Raw genomic sequence first — 16,405 nt, 5'->3', positions numbered from 1 at the left:
AGATGTGTATAAGAGACAGGGTGTGGGAATGGACGAGGTCCGCCCCCTCGGCCGCGACGCACATGCGCAGTCCGGCCGACAGGGTCTGGATCGCGGGATTGGCATCCGCCCCCAGCTCCGGGTCCGGCCGGAACGCTCTCGCCGTGTCACGGTCGGCTCCCATGCACAGGACGTCGACCTCGCACAGTGGCCGCAGGGTGGCCACCAGTTCGGTCACGTGGACTCCCGCCCCGCCGTAGACCTCCGGCGGGTACTCCCTCGTCATCATCGCTACTCGCACAGTGGCCAACCTAGTCGCCACGGCCGACACCGGGACCGTTGCGGGTGAACATCTCCCGATCGCGGGGTGTCGGGTCGGGGCCGGTCGGGGGCAAGTCGGGCGTTGGTCCGTGCCGCGTCCCGGGAAGTCGTTACGGTGGTGTCGTGAGGAAACAGCCGCACGTCCTAGCAATCGTTCTCGCCGGTGGCGAGGGCAAGCGCCTCTTCCCGCTCACGGCGGACCGCGCCAAACCGGCGGTGCCGTTCGGGGGGTCGTATCGTCTCATCGACTTCGTCCTGAGCAACCTCGTCAACGCCGGCTTCCACCGGATCTGCGTCCTCACCCAGTACAAATCGCATTCCCTCGACCGCCACATCTCGCAGGTGTGGCACATGAGCGGGATGGGGGGCGAGTACATCACCCCCGTGCCGGCGCAGCAGCGGCTGGGGCCGCGGTGGTACACCGGCTCGGCGGACGCGATCCTGCAGTCCCTCAACCTGGTCTACGACGAGAAGCCGGACCACATCGTGGTCTTCGGCGCCGACCACGTGTACCGCATGGACCCGCGACAGATGCTCGACCACCACATCGAGACCGGCGCCGCGGTCACGGTGGCCGGCATCCGGGTGCCACGCAGCGAGGCGTTCGCCTTCGGCTGCATCGACGCCGCCGAGGACGACCTCATCCGCGGCTGGGTGGAGAAGCCCTCCGACCCCCCCGGGACCCCGGACGACCCGGACGCGACGTTCGCGTCCATGGGCAACTACATCTTCACCACCGACGCGCTCGTCGACGCGCTCAAGGCCGACGCGGAGAAGCCGGACTCCACCCACGACATGGGCGGGGACATCATCCCGGCGCTCGTGGAGCAGGAGCGCGCCTACGTCTACGACTTCGCCCGCAACCGGGTGCCTGGCGAGACGGAACGCGACCGCGGCTACTGGCGGGACGTGGGGACCATCGACGCGTTCTACGACGCGCACGTGGACCTGGTCTCGGTCCACCCGGTCTTCAACCTCTACAACAAGCTGTGGCCCATCAGGACCCAGCAGGACAATCTGCCGCCCGCCAAGTTCGTCAACGGCGGCATGGCGCAGGAGTCGATGGTCGGGGCCGGGACCATCATCTCGGCGGCCACCGTGCGCAACTCGGTGCTGTTCAGCAACGTCGTGGTCGAGGACGGCGCGGTGGTCGAGGGGAGCGTACTCATGCCGGGGGCGCGGATCGGGCGGGGTGCGGTCGTGCGGAGGGCGATCGTCGACAAGAACTGCCAGATCGGTGCCGGCGACGTGATCGGCGTGGACCACGAACGGGACCGGCTCCGGTTTCCGATCAGCGCCGGTGGGGTGGTCAGCGTGGGCAAGAACACCGTGACATCGCTGCCCGGCTGAGCGGCGTGCTCAGAGCGTGACGACGGTGAGCCCGTCGCCTACCGGGAGCATGGTGATGTGCGCGTGGTCCGGTAGATCCGAGCCCTCCGGCAGCGGAGCGTGCTCACCGAGCAGGACCAGCGCGCCCCCGGGGCGGAGCAGCTTCTGCGCGCGCGAGACCACCCTCGACACCGAGTGGCCCGGGACGTCGGCGACGAGCAGGTCGTAGGCGCCGTCGGCCAGCTTGTCGGCGACCTCCAGGGGCCGGGCCGCGATGTAGCGGGCGGCCGAGGCCGGGTGGCCGGCCGCGCCCAGGGCGGACCGGGCGGCGTCGAGGTGATGGGGGTCCTCGGTGATGCAGGTGACCACCGTCCCCGCTCCGGGGCCCGCCGCCGCGAGGATGGCGAGGGCGGGCACGCCGGGCGCCGGGGTGAGGCATACCGCGGCGCGCGCCCCCGTCAGGCGGGCGATCAGGCGGATCGCCTCAGCGGTCAGCGGATCCGGTGAGACGGCCCCCAACTCGGCCGCGTCGGCGCGGGCGACGGCGTAGAGGGAGTCGTCGACCTGCTCGGCGCTGCGGCGGGCGAGGCCGCCCGGCCCGGAACGGTCGGTGGCGGGGACATCTGTCGAATCAGACACCTGGGCAGCGTATCGCCGCGGCCGCGCACCGCGCATCCAACGCGCGGTGATCGGATCGGTATGAGACTCTCAGGCGCATCTCAGTACGGGTATACCGTGAGGACAGGCCGATGGGAGAGGGTGGCAGCACGATGTCCCACCAGGGGGCGGCGTGACGTACCGCGCGGATCCCCATGTCCGCGCCGGAAGGCGGCGGCAGCGCATGTACTCGCAGACGGTGCACGGTTCGACGACGGTTCTCGGGCGCGACGCCGGAGAGGCGGTCGGCACCGCACGGTTCGATTCGAGTGGGGTCGCCGCCGACATGCCCACCTGGTCGGAGTTGGTCGCGCAGCACGGGGACCGGGTGTACCGGCTCGCGTTCCGGCTCTGCGGAAACGCCCACGACGCCGAGGACATCACCCAGGAGGCGTTCATCAGGGTGTTCCGGTCGCTGGACAGGTACAAGCCGGGGACCTTCGAGGGGTGGATGCACCGCATCGTGACCAACCTGTTCCTCGACATGGCCCGGCGGCGGTCCCGGATCCGCTTCGAGGCCCTCCCCGACGATGCCGAGCGCGTCCCGGGGCGGGAGCGCAGCCCCGAGCAGGTCCTGTCCGACGAGACCTTCGACCCGATCCTGCAGACCGCCCTGGACAACCTCTCGCCGGAATTCCGCGCCGCCGTGGTGCTGTGCGACATCGAGGACCTCAGCTACGAGGAGGTCGGCAGGATCCTCGGGGTCAAGATGGGGACGGTCCGCAGCCGGATCCACCGCGGGCGATCGGCGCTGCGGGCCGAGCTCGAGGCGGCCGGCGTGACCGGGGTCCACCGGCGCGTCGACTGAGCGCGGAGTCGCGGGAACCACCGGGGCTCTCCGCCCGTTGATCGCTGTGACGGGACCGGCGACGACGTCGGCAGGCGAGTAGCGAGGAGGTGCGCGGTGGATCGTCAGCACCCCGGCCACGATCACACCGGCCACGATCACCCCGGCCACGATCACCCCGGCGAGTACCGCCTCTCGCGGCGGTCGGCTCGGGAGGTGGTGGGCAGGACTCCGCCGCCACGGACCGAGCATCGTTTCCTGTCCACCGACCACCTCTCGACCGAGGCGGTGGCCGCGTACGTCGACGCCCGCCTACCGCCGACGGGTCAGGCCCGCGCGGACGCCCACCTGGCGCGCTGTCCGCAGTGCCGGTCGGACGTGGCGGCGCAGGGCGACGCCCGCCACGCGCTCCGCGGCTCCGGGCCGATCCAGATGCCCGGGGAACTCCGCGAGCGACTCCGACATCTCGGCGACGCGACCGCGCCCGAGCCGGTCCGGGCGCCGCAGCCCGCACCGCCGCACCCGTGGGCGAGGCTGCTCCGACGTCTCGGGCGGCTCGGCCGTTAAGGTGGGCCGGGTGGAGGACGAGACTGGCGTGCCGGCACCGGCGGAGCGGGGCGCGGAGCCCTATCGCCCGCTGCGCGAGCCGAGTCCACTCCACCGTCCGGTCGTCGAGACCGCTTCGGCCGCTCATTTCTCCCGACCTGCCGGGGTGACCGGGGGGCTGGATCCCCGACGCGACACCGGGACCGGCGAGGCCCCGGACGCCGCGCGCGAGCCCGACCCGGCGTTGGCGGAGGCGTTCGGCCCGACCCGATCGGGCACGGGCGGGATCGAGCGCCATCCGTCCTGGCAGGACCTGGACCACGTGCCCCCACCCCCGCAGCCCGACCCGTGGCGGAACCCCCACGCCCCGGTGGGCGTCGGTTCTCCCGCGCTGGCGCCGACGCCCGCGCCGGTACCCCACGACCTGTCCGGTGGGCACACCGACCACCCGCCCAGGCTCTCGCTCTCCGAGGCCCTGTTCGAGAGACGACTGAGCCGACAGGCCCTGCTGGGGGCGGTGGCGGCCGTCGCCGTCGTGGCGTCGGTCGGAGGCGGGGTGGGCGCGCTGGTGGCCGATTCGGCCCGCGTCCTCACCACGTCCACGGTGAGGATCGCCGACGCGCCGCAGAAGGTGATCGATTCCGGGAACCCGGTCGGCGAGGTCGCGCAGCGGGTCCAGCCCGCCGTCGTGAACATCCGGGTCTCCACGCCCTCGGCCCGGGGCGAGGGCTCCGGGATCGTGATCGATCCCCAGGGCTACATCGTGACCAACAACCACGTGGTGACCATGGACGGTGCCGCGGACCGGGCCGACATCGAGGTCGTCTTCCCCGACGGGTCCAGGGCTCCGGCGGACCTCGTGGGTCGAGACCCGGCGACGGACCTCGCGGTACTCAAGGTGGAGGACGTCCAGAACCTCACCGTCGCGGCGCTCGGCGATTCCGACCAGGTGGAGGTCGGAGAGCAGGTGATCGCGATCGGCTCGCCCCTCGGGCTGGCACGGACGGTCACCGAGGGGATCGTGTCGGCGACCCAGCGACCCATCGCGCTGGGGGAGTCGACCTCCGACGGGGACGTGGTGATCGACGCGATCCAGACCGACGCCGCGATCAACCCCGGCAACTCGGGCGGCCCCCTCATCGATACGAGGGGCGCGGTGATCGGCATCAACACCTCCATCTTCACCCAGTCGGGCGGATCCATCGGCCTCGGCTTCGCGATCCCCGTCAACGACGTGCGCGACATCGCCACGTCGCTGATGAGGGAGGGGTCGGTCCGGCACGCCACCATCGGGGTGAACGCCCGCAAGGCGGACAACGGCAACCTCGAGGGTGCCGAGTTGGTCAACGTGAGAGAAGGGTCCGCGGCGCAGGAGGCGGGGCTGCGGGAAGGGGATGTCGTGACGAGGGTCGGGGACCGCCGTGTGCGATCCTCGGACGAGCTCGTGGTCGCGGTTCGGCGAGCGGGTGCGGGCTCCGACGTCCCCGTCGAGGTGATCCGGGGCGGGGCCCGGGTCGAGGTGATCGTCCGACCCACGCTGGGGTGACAGGGGAGCCACCACCAGACCCTTGTCCCGCCCGCCGTCGCGACGACGTATCCTCGAGGGCGATGTTCACTAACGTTGGGTGGTCCGAGCTCCTGGTGCTCGGCGTGATCGCGCTGGTCGTCCTGGGTCCCGAGCGCCTGCCCGAGGCCGCCCGCTGGCTCGCCTCCGCGATCCGCAAGGTCAAGGAGTTCGCCGGGTCCGCGCAGCAGCAGTTGCGCGACGACTACGGGACGGAGTTCGAGGAGTTCCGTGAGCCGCTCAAGCAGCTCAACGAGTTGCGGGGCCTCAACCCGCGCGCGATGGTGACCAAGCACCTCCTCGACGGTGACGACTCCCTGTTCACCGGCGACTTCGGGGCCGCGGCGCCGGCGGGTGGAGCAGCGGTGGCCGGCACGCCGACCACCGGACCCCGGCCGCAGGCGGCCGGCCCCGCCGCGTCCCCGCCGCCGCAGGACCCGCGGCCGTCGGGCGCGACCCCCGAGTGGGACCCCGACGCGACCTAGGGTCGGCGATCCGCGCCGGACCGGGGCGCGCACCGCCGTATCTCGACGGTCGTCACAGGTGCCGCGTGGTGTCGATCCCCAGGTTCATCCCCGCCAGACCCCGTGGGCGCACCGCCAGGGCGTCTGCGATCTCCCGGAAGGCCCGACCGGAGGGGGACTCCGGCTCCGCCAAAACGATCGGGGTGCCCTCGTCGCCGTGTTCGCGGACGGCCTGTTCCAGCGGGACCTGACCGAGCAGCCGCACCGGCGCTCCCACCGATCGGGACAGGTTCTCCGCGACCTCGGCGCCACCGCCGCTCCCGAAGACGTCCATGCGCGTGCCGTCGGGCAGCTCGAGCCAGGACATGTTCTCGATCACCCCGGCGATCCGCTGACGGGTCTGCAGGGCGATGGACCCCGCGCGCTCGGCCACCTCCGCCGCGGCCTGTTGCGGTGTCGTCACCACGAGGATCTCCGCTGACGGGATGAGCTGGGCGATCGAGATCGCGACGTCACCCGTCCCGGGTGGCAGGTCCATGAGCAGGACGTCGAGGTCGCCCCAGTACACGTCGGCGAGGAACTGCTGGAGGGCGCGGTGCAGCATGGGCCCGCGCCACACCACCGGGGTGTTCCCCTTGGTGAACTGGGCGATCGAGATCACCTTGACGTCGTGCGCGACCGGCGGCAGGATCATCTGCTCGACCTGCGTGGGCCGGGCGTCGGTGCCGAGCATCCGGGGTATCGAGTGTCCGTAGATGTCGGCGTCGAGAACGCCCACGGACAGACCGCGGGAGGCGAGGGCGGTCGCGAGGTTGACGGTGGCGGTGGACTTGCCCACCCCGCCCTTGCCGGAGGCGACCGCGTACACCCGGGTGAGGTTCCCGGGTTGGGCGAACGGGATCACCGGTTCGGACGCGTCCCCCCGCAGGTGCTTACGCAGTTCGGTGCGTTGCGCGTCGTCCATCACGTCGAGCTGGACCACGACCTCGCCCACCCCGGGGACATCGGTCACCGCGGAGCGGACGCGGTCCGTGATGGTGTCCCGCATGGGGCACGTGGCCACGGTCAGGTAGATACCGATGTCGACGCGGCCGGTCGCGGTGTCGACGTCGACGCTCTTGACCATGCCGAGTTCGGTGAGCGGTTTACGGATCTCCGGGTCGTCCACCTTGGCCAGAGCGGCACGGATCGATTCTTCGCTGGGTGCACTCATGATGGCCCGAGTCTAGGCGGCGGGGGACGGGGTGACGATTCAGGCCGGTGGCGGAACGCAGAACGGCGGGATGCAGGGGAGACCGAACAGCGGCGGCGCGGGAGGGGCGGCCGGACCGGGGACCGTGGGCGAGGGCAGGGCCGGAGCCGTCTCGGCAGGCGCGGAGGTCGGCGGGGTCGGGGAGGTCGGGGGTGTCGACGGCGGGGTCGCCTCGGTGCAGCCCGGGACCGGGGGGGCGGGCTCACCGGGGACGGCCGGCGCGGGCGCAGCGGTGGGATCACCCTCCCAGCCCTCCGGGCAGTGCGCCGGCGGCTCGACGGTCGGCTCGGGCCGGTGGATCTCCGGAAGGTCCGCGGGCAGCGGGTAGGCGTTGACGGCGTAGCCGTGGGCCCAGGCGTTGACGTTGGCCACGTAGGCGAGGGAGTTGTTGTAGGCGAGGACCGCCCGGGTGCGTGCGGCCGGATCGCCCATCGAACCGCCCTGGTCGCACAGGAGCGTGGCGGCGGCGAGCGCACCGTCGTAGATGTTGTTGGGATCGGCCACGGAGTCGTCGTTGCCGTCGCGGCCCAGCACCGCCCACGTGGACGGGATGAACTGCACCGGTCCCACCGCGCGGTCGAACTGGTGGTCACCGTCGAACCGGCCACCGTCGGTGTCGGTGATGACCGCGGTCCCGGGCATCGACCCGTCCAGGCGGGGGCCGAGGATCCGGCCGAGGGTGTTTCCGTGGGGGTCGAACAACCCGCGGCCCTGGTTGGACTCCACCTGCCCGATCCCCGCCAGCAGCGTCCAGTCCATCTCGCACGAGGGCGTCTGGGCGTTGAGACGGTCCGTGGCGCGGTGGTAGGCGTCGAGCGCGATCCCGGGGATGCCCAGGGGGCCGTCGGGGATCGTCGCGGGCACGATGTGCGCGGCGCCGGGGTCGGTGGTCTCCGGCGGCGGCGGTGGGGCGTCGGGGGAGGTCGGGGGGACGGGCGTCTCCGTGATCGTCGGGACCGTGGTGGACGTCTCGGCGATCTGGTTGATGTCCGGGGCGCCGGTGGGTCCGGTGTTGTCGACCGAGAGCCCGACGGCGGCGAGCACGGCGATCGCGCCGGCGGTGACGGCTCCGCTCGTCAGGACACGACGATCGGTGGTGTACACGCTGTGACGCAAAGATCCCCCTACAGATTCCGGACGACGTCGGCGACCGGGTGAGCCGTCACGCCGCCGTCCGCGCTGACGCTACCCGCGGCCCTCTGGGTGTGAATCGGGTTTCCCGCCATCGGTGTTACGTCCGTCCGCTCCGAGGTCCGCGAGCAGCGTCTCGATCCGGTCCACCGAATCCCGGAGGTCGTCGAGTTCGCGTCGCAGGTAGTCGCGGGTGACGGTCTCGCCCACGGACAGCCTGACCGATGCGAGTTCGCGGGCCAGGAACTCGGTGTCGGCCTTGGTCTGGGTGGCCCGCAGTCGATCCTCCCGGACCGAGTCCTTGTCGCGGTCCTCCTGCCGGTTCTGCGCGAGCAGGATGAGCGGCGCCGCGTAGGCCGCCTGGGTGGAGAACGCCAGGTTGAGGAGGATGAACGGATAGGGGTCGAAGCGCAACGCCACCACCGCGACGTTGATGAAGATCCACACGATCACGAGGATCGTCTGGATGAGGAGGTACGTGCCGGTGCCGAAGAACCGGGCGATCCTCTCGCTGTACCTGCCGACCGCGTCGGAGTCGAAGCTGATGCGGGGTCGGCGGGAGGTGACCGGGGTGGAGAGCGAGGAGCGGATGCCGGGCTCGGTCACGGTCGCGCCTCCCTGTCGTCGTGGAGATCCATGTCCCGCCAGTCCTCGGGGAGGAGATGGTCGAGGAGGTCGTCGACCGCGACCGCGCCGAGGAGGTGGCCCTCGTCGTCGACCACGGGTCCGCACACCAGGTTATAGGTGGCGAAGAACCTGGTCACCGAGTCCACCGAGTCGGTGGGGCGCAGCGTCGACAGGCTGGTGTCCACGGTCTCGGCGACCATCGTCGACGGAAGCTCCCGCAGCAGCGCCTGGATGTGGACACAGCCCAGGTATTTGCCGGTCGGGGTGGCGGTGGGGGGCCGGACCACAAAGACGAGGCTCGCGAGGGCCGGGCTGAGATCGGGATTGCGGCAGTGGGCCAGCGCCTCGGCGACCGTCGTCTGAGGGGCGAGGATGATCGGCTCCGGGGTCATGAGACCGCCCGCGGTGTCGGCGTCGAACGTGAGCAACCGGCGCACGGGGGCGGAATCCTCCGGGTTCATCCGTTCGAGGAAGGATTCCGCGTCCTGCGCGGGCAACTCGCTGAGCAGGTCCGCCGCGTCATCGGGGTCCATCGCCTCGAGGACGTCCGCCGCCCGTTCGAGTTCCAGCCGGGTGACGATCTCCGTCTGTTCGTCGTGCGGCAGCTCCTGGAGGATGTCCGCCAACCGCTCGTCGTCCAGGGTCCGGGCCACCTCGAGGCGCCGGACCTCGGGCAGCTCGCGCAGCGCGTGCGCGACGTCGGCCGGGCGCATGTCCGCGTAGTGCTCCACGAGGCTCTCCGCGCCGTGCTCGGGTGTCCCGATGGCGTCGTCGTCCAACCCCTGGATCCGGCTCCAGGGGTAGATCGACACCGGACCCCGCCTGCCGAGGGGTCCGCGCCCGCGGCGCGGGCGGACCGCGAGCCGGGAGACCAGCCAGTCGCGGGTGCGCTGTCGTTCGATCTCCACGTCCACGACCTGGAAGCGCGTGGTGTCCGCGCCGTCAGTGGTCCCCGGGGCGGTGCGGTCCTGCTCGACCCCGATGATCGAGTCCACCAGTGCGCCCAGCACCAGGTTCTCTCCCGGTCGGGAGGTGAAGCGGTGCAGGTTGATGGTCCCCGAGACGAGGGTGACCGAGCGGGGCTCGACGGTGGCCACCCTGAGCATGGGGACGAAGATCCGGCGCCGGGTGGGCAGCTCCACCACGAGTCCGATGACCCGGGGTTGTTTGTGCCGGGTCCGCATCGTCACCACGACGTCTCGAACCCTTCCGATGTCGTCCCCGTCGGGGCCGATCACCGAGAGTCCGGCTAGCCTGGCGACGAAGGCCTTGTTGAGGTTCGCCATGCGGACCAGGCTAGTCACCGAGGGGCGGACCGTGTCCGTCCGCACCGGAGAAGAGGGAGTGCCCGCGAATGATCCCCGCCCCCCACCCGGCGCCGTCGGCGTCCGCCGCGATCGCCGAACTCCGGGCCCGTCCCCGGCGAACGGTCCTCGCCGTTCCCGGCAGCAGCGTCAAGATGATCGGCAAGGCCCGCGGGCTGCCGGTCGACGAGGTCTTCCTCGACCTGGAGGACGCGGTCGCGGGTCCGGCCAAGGCGCAGGCCCGCGAGAACGTCGTCGAGGCGCTGGTCCACGGTGGATTCACCGCGCCGACGGTGGTCGTCAGGGTGAACGCGTGGGACACCGAGTACACGGTCCGAGACGTGACCGAGGTGGTCGGTCGCGCGGGGGCCCACGTCGACGCACTGCTCCTGCCCAAGGCGCGGACGGCCGCGGAGGTCACCGCCCTGGATCTGGTGCTGACCCAGGTCGAGAGGACCGCGGGTCTGCCGGTGGGCTCGATAGGGATCGAGCCGCAGATCGAGGACGCCCTCGGGCTCACCAACATCCATGAAATCGCCACCGCCAGTCCGAGGGTCCTCACCCTGGTGTTCGGACCCGCCGACTTCATGGCCTCCGTCGGGATGCGCACCCTCACCGTCGGGGAACAGCCGGAGGGATACGAGCCTGGTGACGCCTACCATCACGTGCTGATGACGATCCTCGTCGCCGCCCGGGCGCACGGTCTCCAGGCGATCGACGGCCCGTTCCTCAAGGTCCGCGACGAGGAGGGCTTCCGACGGGCCGCGGCCCGCACCGCGGCCCTGGGCTTCGACGGGAAATGGGTACTCCACCCGGCCCAGGTGGACGCGGGGAACGAGGTGTTCAGCCCCCGCCAGGACGAGTTCGACAAGGCCGAGGGCATCCTCGCCGCGTACGCGCACTCCACGTCGGTGGAGGGTGGGGCCCGGGGCGCGGTCATGTTCGGCGACGAGATGCTGGACGAGGCCAGCCGTAAGATGGCCTCGGTGGTGTCCGCCCGCGGCCGCGCGGCCGGGATGACGGTGTCGGACGCCGGAGATCCCGACCCGGACGGGCCGGAGACGGAAGGACGCAGCAGATGACCGCACCCGTGAACCCCAGGTCCGGGCGGCGCCCCGGGGGCCAGACCCCCGGGCTGCCCACCCCGCCCACCGGCTGGGTGGTCGGGTCGTACCCCACCTACGCCCAGGCGCAGGCCGCCGTGGACCACCTCGCCGACGAGGACTTCCCCGTCCACGAGGTGACCATCGTGGGGGTGGACCTCATGCAGGTCGAGCGGGTCACCGGTCGCCTGACGTGGCCCAAGGTCCTCCTCGGGGGGCTCGCCACGGGAGCGTGGCTCGGCCTGTTCGTGGGGCTGTTGATCGGGATGTTCACCCAACCCATGTGGGGAGTGGTCCTCACCGGTCTGGTCGCGGGCTCCGTCTTCGGGGTGGTCTCTACGTCGCTGTCCTACGCGGCGACGCGCGGCAAGCGCGACTTCGCGTCGACCTCCCAACTCGTCGCCGGACGCTACGACATCCTGTGCGAGCCGGCCGATGCGGAGAGGGTCCGCGACGAGCTCGCCCGCCTCGGACTCAAGTGATGCCCGCCGGCGGCTCGGTCGATCCGTCGGCCGTCCTCGCCGCGGTGCGGGAGCACCTGGTCACCCACCTCGGTCCCGACCCGCAGGAGGCGTCGGTGACCTTCCTCGGGGCCGCCCCGATCCGGGTCTTGCGGTTCGTCGAGGTGGAGACGGGCCTGGTCCGGTACGCCTCGCTCGGGTGCTCGGCGGAACCGATGGGGGACCCGTCCGCACTCGTGCCCGACCCGACCGCCCCGCGCGCGGAGCTGTCACTCGTGCTGCGCGGCGGGGTGGACGGACTGGTCCGCGCTCTGGCCGTCCTGGCGGCGGCGCCCGCTGTCGAGGGGCTCGTCCTGACGGAGGGCGCGCTCGTGGACCTGGGCGAACCGCTGTGGCCGGGCGCGGCGTTCACCGCGGTCGTCCTCCGTGCGCCCGAGATCCCGGACGTCGAGGTGGGTGGGGACGCGGCGCCGGTCAGGGTGTTCCGCGCGGTTCCGGTGACGCACACCGAGGCCGCGTGGGTTCGCCTCAAGGGTGCCGCGGAGCTCGAGGAGGCGTGGTCGGAGGCCGGTATCGACGTGACCGACCCGGCGCGCCGCGCGGTCAACCCCGGACTGACCCGGTGACTAGAGCCAGCTGTTCTTCCGGAACAGCAGGAACAGTCCCCCGCACGCCGTCAGCATGAACCCGAGCACCAGGAAGTAGCCGTACTCCATGCGCAACTCGGGCATGTGGTCGAAGTTCATCCCGTAGACGCCCGCGATCATGGTGGGGACGGCGGCGATCGCCACCCAGGCCGAGATCCGCCGCATGTCGGTGTTCTGCCGCATCCCGACGATCGCCACGGCGGCGTGGACGAGCGAGGTGACCTGCTCGTCCAGGGTGGCCACCTGCGCAGTGACCAGGGAATGGTGGTCCTGGACGTCACGGAAGTAGTGCCGGATCTCGCTGGGAACCATGCCGAGGTGATCCCCGGCGAGCCTGCGCAGGGGCACGACGAGCGGGGAGATGTTGTGCTTCAGCTCGAGCAGTTCCCGCTTGAGGAAGTAGATCTGTTCGATGTCCACGGGGGTGCGCGGCGCGAAGACCCCGGACTCCAGCTCGTCCACATCCCGGCTCATCCCCTCCGCCGCCTCGAGGTAGCTGTCCACCACGCGGTCGGCCACGGCGTGCATGACGGCCGCGGGCCCCTGGAGGAGCCGCTCGGGTGCACGCTCGAGTTCCTCGCGGATCCCGGCCAGGCCGCCGAACTCCCCGTGGCGGATCGTCACCACGAAGTCCCGGCCCAGGACCACCATGACCTCGCCCGTGGACACGATGTCGCTGGCCTCCGTCACGGACTCGTGCGCGAGGTAGCTGACGGTCGACATGTTGAGCACCAGGATGCCGTCGTAGGCCTCGAGCTTGGGTCGCTGATCCCCGCTGGTCGCGTCCTCGGTGATCAACTCGTGGAGCCCGAACTCCCGGGACAGCGACTCCATCTGATGCTGGTCCGGGGCGTGGAGGCCGATCCACACGAAGCCCTGCCCGGTGTCGCGCACCCGTCGGATGGCCGCGCGGTGGGTGAACCTGCCCTGTTCGCGCACGCCGTCGACGTAGACGCCGCAGTCCACCACCGCACGTTCGGTGGGAACGTGGAGCCGGGAGACCGGCGGTGTCGGTGACACCGCCCCGATCCGTCGTCGTCCGATACTCGGCACGGGCGCTCCTCTCATCCTCTCGCACGACAGTATCGGTCGGTGGACCTCGGCGTGACGCGGCCTGGGTTCTGCTGGGAGACTGGCGGTCGGGTGCCGCGCCGACGGGTGCGGACGGGGTGAGAAAGGACGTGGTCGGATGCTGCGGACAGGGGCACGGGCCGGGGTGCGGGCGTTGGCTGTCTCCGGGGTCCTCGCGGTGGTGTCGAGTGGGTGTCAGGCGCAGTCGTCGATCGTTCCGGCGCACGACTCCGATCCGGTGGTGGTGATCGAGACCGCCTCGTTCGGGGAGTCGGAGATCATCGGTCACATCTACGGCAACGCCCTGACCCGGTCCGGCACCAGGGTCACGCAACGTCCCCGGTCCGGCACCCAGGCCGAGGTGGTCGAGGCGGTGACGACCGGGGACGCCACGTTCACCATCGGGTTCACCGGAGAGCTGCTCCGCATGTTCGACCCGGGTTCGACGGCTGTCGAGGCCGACGAGGTGTACGCGGCGATGATGGCGTCGCTGCCGGAGGGTGTGACCGCGGCGGACCCCGCGCCGGCGGAGGACGCGCCCGTCTACGTGGTGACCCGGCACACGGCAGAGGTGTTCGGGCTCCGGTCGATGTCCGACCTGGCCGGCCGGTGCGGCGAGTTCACCCTCGGCGCCCGCGCGGAGGCGCTGGCGGACCGGGAGCTCGCCGGCGCGGTGGGGGACACCTACGACTGTGGGTTCGGTCGACGGGTGGCCCTGGGCCCCAGCCCACGCGTGGTGTTCGAGGCGTTGCGCGCCGGCGAGATCGGGGTGGGGCTGGTCCAGTCGGCCGACCCGATCCTGGACCCGGACGACATGGTGCCGTTGGACGACGACAAGGACGCGATACCGGCGCAGAACGTCGTCCCGGTCTTCCGGAAGGGTTCACTCTCGGAGGACGGGCTCGCGCTGGTCAACAGGATCAGCGGCGAGCTGACCACCGAGGACGTGCGGGAGCTGTTGCTGGGGGTGGAGTTCGGGAGCGCGACCCCGGTCAGTCTGGCGAACTACTGGCTGGACTCGCACGGGTACTGAGACGGGCCCGTCCGCGGCGTGCGGACGGGCCCGTCATGTGCGTGGTGCCCGGACGGACCGGGCGACCGTCAGGCGAACGCCTCGTCGACCAGTGCCTTCTGCTCGACCGCGTGCACCTTGCTCAGGCCGGTCGACGTGGCGGCCATGGCCCGGCGGGAGACCCGCTTGAGCGGCGGGAACTCCGGGATGACGTCAGGCAGGTTGAGCGCGAGGAAGCTCCAGGCGCCCTGGTTGGCGGGTTCCTCCTGCACCCACCGGACTTCGGCGACGTTCGGGTAGTGCGCGAGGGCCTCGCGCAGGCGACGGAACGGGATCGGGTGGATCTGCTCGAGTCGCACGATGGCGAGGTCGTCGCGGCCCTCCTTCTCCTGGCGGGCGGCGAGCTCGTAGTAGAGCTTGCCCGACACCAGCAGCATGGTCGTGACCTTCTCCGCGTCCTTCGCGTCGTCGGCGAACACCGGGTCGTCGATCACCGACCGGAACTTGCCCGTGGTGAGCTCGGCCAGTGGGCTGACGGCCTTCTTGTTCCGGAGCATCGACTTGGGCGTGAACACCACCTGGGGGCGTTTGATGCCGTCGGTGGCGTGGCGCCGCAGGAGGTGGAAGTAGTTCGCCGGGGTGGACGGCTGCGCGACGGTCATCGACCCCTCCGCGCAGAGCTGGAGGAAGCGCTCGATGCGGCCGGACGTGTGGTCCGGTCCCATGCCCTCGTGGCCGTGCGGGAGGAGCAGGGTCACGGAGGACTTCTGCCCCCATTTGGCCTCTCCGGACGAGATGTACTCGTCGATGATGGTCTGCGCGCCGTTGACGAAGTCGCCGAACTGGGCCTCCCACATGACCAGGGCCTCCGGGTCGCCGACCGAGTACCCGTACTCGAAGCCGACCCCGGCGTACTCGGTGAGCGCCGAGTTCCAGACCTCCAGGCGACCCTGCGCGTCCTCCAGGTTCTGGAGCGGCGAGTAGGTCTCGGAGGTGGTCTTGTCCACCACCACGACGTGACGCTGCGTGAAGGTGCCGCGCTGGGAATCCTGTCCGGCGAGCCGGACGGTGCGGCCCTCGCGGACGAGTGAACCGATAGCGAGGAGTTCCGCGAACGCCCAGTCGATGTTGCCGTTGTACGCCATCTTCTGACGCGCCTCGTAGACCGGCTTGACGCGGGGGTGGATGTGGAAGTCCTCGGGGAGGTTGCCGAACGCGTCGCCGATCGAGTGGATGACCGACTCGTCCACGGCGGTGACGAGCCGCTTGGGTAGCGGCTGATCCGGCTCGATGGACTCGGAGGCCTTGACCGGGTGCTTCTCGAGTTCGCGTACCTCGTTGAAGACCCGCTCGAGCTGCCCCTGGAAGTCGCGGAGGGCGTTCTCCGCCTCCTTCTCCGTGATGTCGCCACGACCGACGAGGTCGTCCGTGTACGACTGGCGGACGCTCTTCTTGCCGTCGATCACCTTGTACATCCGCGGCTGCGTCATCGACGGGTCGTCGGCCTCGTTGTGTCCGCGACGGCGGTAGCAGACGAGGTCGATCACGACGTCCTTCTTGAACTGCTGACGGAAATCCATCGCCAGGCGGGCGACGCGGACGCAGGCCTCCGGGTCGTCGCCGTTGACGTGGAGGATCGGCGCCCCCACCATCTTGGCGACGTCCGTGCAGTACTGGCTCGACCGACCGGCCTCGGGCGCGGTCGTGAACCCGATCTGGTTGTTGACCACGATGTGGATGGTGCCACCGGTGCGGTATCCGTCGATGAGCGAGAGGTTGAGGGTCTCGGCGACCACGCCCTGGCCCGCGAACGCCGCGTCACCGTGGAGCATGAGGGGGACCACGGGGTACTCGGCCCGCCACTCGGGATCCTCGATGAGGTCCTGCTTGGCGCGCACGATCCCCTCCAGGACCGGGTCGACGGCCTCGAGGTGGGAGGGGTTCGCGGTGAGCGAGACCTTGATCTCGTTCTCGCCGAACATCTGGTACTGGATTCCCTCGGCCCCGAGGTGGTACTTGACGTCACCCGAGCCGTGCGCGGCCGAGGGGTCCATGTTCCCCTCGAACTCGGTGAAGATCTGCCGGTACGGCTTGCCCACGATGTTCGCCAGGACGTTGAGCCGGCCGCGGTGCGGCATGCCGATCACGAC

General features: G+C 70.9%; 17 protein-coding genes. 9 read left to right on the top strand and 8 right to left on the bottom strand.

The annotated features are described in order from the left end of the window. Positions 1–268, bottom strand: a 268-nt coding sequence (locus B4M60_RS00835) for a glycosyltransferase (protein WP_291079467.1), incomplete at its 3' end; no start/stop codon positions are given. A 155-nt stretch (positions 269–423) separates the two neighbouring features. Here B4M60_RS00835 and glgC point away from each other — a divergent pair. After that, positions 424–1,650, top strand: coding sequence for a glucose-1-phosphate adenylyltransferase (gene glgC / locus B4M60_RS00830; RefSeq protein WP_291079466.1), 1,227 nt, complete (start codon positions 424–426; stop codon positions 1,648–1,650). 9 nt (positions 1,651–1,659) lie between these two features. On the opposite strand, the gene B4M60_RS00825 is transcribed toward glgC, so the two are convergent. Continuing rightward, a complete protein-coding gene (locus tag B4M60_RS00825; protein WP_291079465.1) occupies positions 1,660–2,268 on the bottom strand; it encodes an O-methyltransferase in 609 nt (202 codons plus the stop codon). Positions 2,269–2,470: 202 nt separating this feature from the next. Here B4M60_RS00825 and sigE point away from each other — a divergent pair, with 202 nt between their 5' ends. From sigE to tatB, 4 genes are all read left to right on the top strand, one after another. Then, positions 2,471–3,094: an RNA polymerase sigma factor SigE gene (gene sigE, locus B4M60_RS00820; protein ID WP_291079464.1), complete on the top strand. Its 624-nt coding sequence runs from the start codon at positions 2,471–2,473 to the stop codon at positions 3,092–3,094. 96 nt (positions 3,095–3,190) lie between these two features. Then, positions 3,191–3,640 (top strand): anti-sigma factor family protein, encoded by a 450-nt coding sequence (locus B4M60_RS00815; RefSeq protein ID WP_291079463.1) that lies wholly within the window; start codon positions 3,191–3,193, stop codon positions 3,638–3,640. A gap of 145 nt (positions 3,641–3,785) precedes the next feature. Continuing rightward, positions 3,786–5,165 (top strand): S1C family serine protease, encoded by a 1,380-nt coding sequence (locus tag B4M60_RS00810; protein ID WP_291079462.1) that lies wholly within the window; start codon positions 3,786–3,788, stop codon positions 5,163–5,165. A 62-nt stretch (positions 5,166–5,227) separates the two neighbouring features. Next, complete coding sequence (tatB, locus tag B4M60_RS00805; RefSeq protein WP_291079461.1) at positions 5,228–5,668, top strand: Sec-independent protein translocase protein TatB; 441 nt, start codon at positions 5,228–5,230, stop codon at positions 5,666–5,668. Between the two features lie 52 nt (positions 5,669–5,720). Here the strand turns inward: tatB and B4M60_RS00800 are convergent, their stop codons facing one another. The 4 genes from B4M60_RS00800 to B4M60_RS00785 form a co-directional block, all read right to left on the bottom strand. Then, positions 5,721–6,860, bottom strand: coding sequence for an Mrp/NBP35 family ATP-binding protein (locus tag B4M60_RS00800; protein WP_291079460.1), 1,140 nt, complete (start codon positions 6,858–6,860; stop codon positions 5,721–5,723). Between the two features lie 39 nt (positions 6,861–6,899). Further along, positions 6,900–8,003, bottom strand: coding sequence for a lytic transglycosylase domain-containing protein (locus B4M60_RS00795; protein ID WP_291079459.1), 1,104 nt, complete (start codon positions 8,001–8,003; stop codon positions 6,900–6,902). Between the two features lie 81 nt (positions 8,004–8,084). Continuing rightward, positions 8,085–8,636, bottom strand: a complete 552-nt coding sequence (locus tag B4M60_RS00790) for a DUF1003 domain-containing protein (protein ID WP_291079458.1) — start codon at positions 8,634–8,636, stop codon at positions 8,085–8,087. After that, positions 8,633–9,943 carry a magnesium transporter MgtE N-terminal domain-containing protein gene (locus B4M60_RS00785; protein ID WP_291079457.1) on the bottom strand — a complete coding sequence of 437 codons (1,311 nt, stop codon included), beginning with the start codon at positions 9,941–9,943 and terminating at the stop codon, positions 8,633–8,635. Before B4M60_RS00785 ends, B4M60_RS00790 begins: the two co-directional genes overlap by 4 nt. 68 nt (positions 9,944–10,011) lie before the next feature. On the opposite strand from B4M60_RS00785, the gene B4M60_RS00780 reads away from it, so the two are divergent. Genes B4M60_RS00780 through B4M60_RS00770 form a run of 3 tightly spaced genes read left to right on the top strand, consistent with a single transcriptional unit; the run spans position 10,012 to position 12,151 of the window. Further along, positions 10,012–11,043: an HpcH/HpaI aldolase/citrate lyase family protein gene (locus B4M60_RS00780; protein ID WP_291079456.1), complete on the top strand. Its 1,032-nt coding sequence runs from the start codon at positions 10,012–10,014 to the stop codon at positions 11,041–11,043. After that, positions 11,040–11,546 carry a general stress protein gene (locus B4M60_RS00775; protein ID WP_291079455.1) on the top strand — a complete coding sequence of 169 codons (507 nt, stop codon included), beginning with the start codon at positions 11,040–11,042 and terminating at the stop codon, positions 11,544–11,546. Before B4M60_RS00780 ends, B4M60_RS00775 begins: the two co-directional genes overlap by 4 nt. Continuing rightward, positions 11,546–12,151 carry a suppressor of fused domain protein gene (locus B4M60_RS00770; RefSeq protein ID WP_291079454.1) on the top strand — a complete coding sequence of 202 codons (606 nt, stop codon included), beginning with the start codon at positions 11,546–11,548 and terminating at the stop codon, positions 12,149–12,151. Before B4M60_RS00775 ends, B4M60_RS00770 begins: the two co-directional genes overlap by 1 nt. Here B4M60_RS00770 and B4M60_RS00765 read toward each other — a convergent pair whose 3' ends face one another. After that, complete coding sequence (locus B4M60_RS00765; protein ID WP_291079453.1) at positions 12,152–13,225, bottom strand: magnesium and cobalt transport protein CorA; 1,074 nt, start codon at positions 13,223–13,225, stop codon at positions 12,152–12,154. A 136-nt stretch (positions 13,226–13,361) separates the two neighbouring features. On the opposite strand from B4M60_RS00765, the gene B4M60_RS00760 reads away from it, so the two are divergent. Continuing rightward, positions 13,362–14,276 carry a glycine betaine ABC transporter substrate-binding protein gene (locus B4M60_RS00760; RefSeq protein WP_291079452.1) on the top strand — a complete coding sequence of 305 codons (915 nt, stop codon included), beginning with the start codon at positions 13,362–13,364 and terminating at the stop codon, positions 14,274–14,276. A gap of 68 nt (positions 14,277–14,344) precedes the next feature. Here the strand turns inward: B4M60_RS00760 and B4M60_RS00755 are convergent. Next, positions 14,345–16,405: multifunctional oxoglutarate decarboxylase/oxoglutarate dehydrogenase thiamine pyrophosphate-binding subunit/dihydrolipoyllysine-residue succinyltransferase subunit (locus B4M60_RS00755; protein ID WP_291079451.1), on the bottom strand; the 2,061-nt coding region annotated here is incomplete at its 5' end.

It is taken from the genome of Dietzia sp. UBA5065 (assembly GCA_002415925.1).
Classification (GTDB): Bacteria; Actinomycetota; Actinomycetes; order Mycobacteriales; family Mycobacteriaceae; genus Dietzia.
The sequence above is the reverse complement of the archived record's forward strand: the minus strand, read 5'-3'. Positions and strand labels throughout refer to the sequence as shown.

Excerpts from the sequence above, each read along its gene's own strand:
- B4M60_RS00775 (WP_291079455.1), top strand. The coding sequence starts at position 11,040 with ATGACCGCACCCGTGAACCCCAGGTCCGGGCGGCGCCCCGGGGGCCAG.
- B4M60_RS00770 (WP_291079454.1), top strand. The coding sequence starts at position 11,546 with ATGCCCGCCGGCGGCTCGGTCGATCCGTCGGCCGTCCTCGCCGCGGTG.
- B4M60_RS00780 (WP_291079456.1), top strand. The coding sequence starts at position 10,012 with ATGATCCCCGCCCCCCACCCGGCGCCGTCGGCGTCCGCCGCGATCGCC.
- B4M60_RS00785 (WP_291079457.1), bottom strand. The coding sequence starts at position 9,943 with ATGGCGAACCTCAACAAGGCCTTCGTCGCCAGGCTAGCCGGACTCTCG.
- B4M60_RS00800 (WP_291079460.1), bottom strand. The coding sequence starts at position 6,860 with ATGAGTGCACCCAGCGAAGAATCGATCCGTGCCGCTCTGGCCAAGGTG.
- B4M60_RS00760 (WP_291079452.1), top strand. The coding sequence starts at position 13,362 with ATGCTGCGGACAGGGGCACGGGCCGGGGTGCGGGCGTTGGCTGTCTCC.
- sigE (WP_291079464.1), top strand. The coding sequence starts at position 2,471 with ATGTACTCGCAGACGGTGCACGGTTCGACGACGGTTCTCGGGCGCGAC.
- tatB (WP_291079461.1), top strand. The coding sequence starts at position 5,228 with ATGTTCACTAACGTTGGGTGGTCCGAGCTCCTGGTGCTCGGCGTGATC.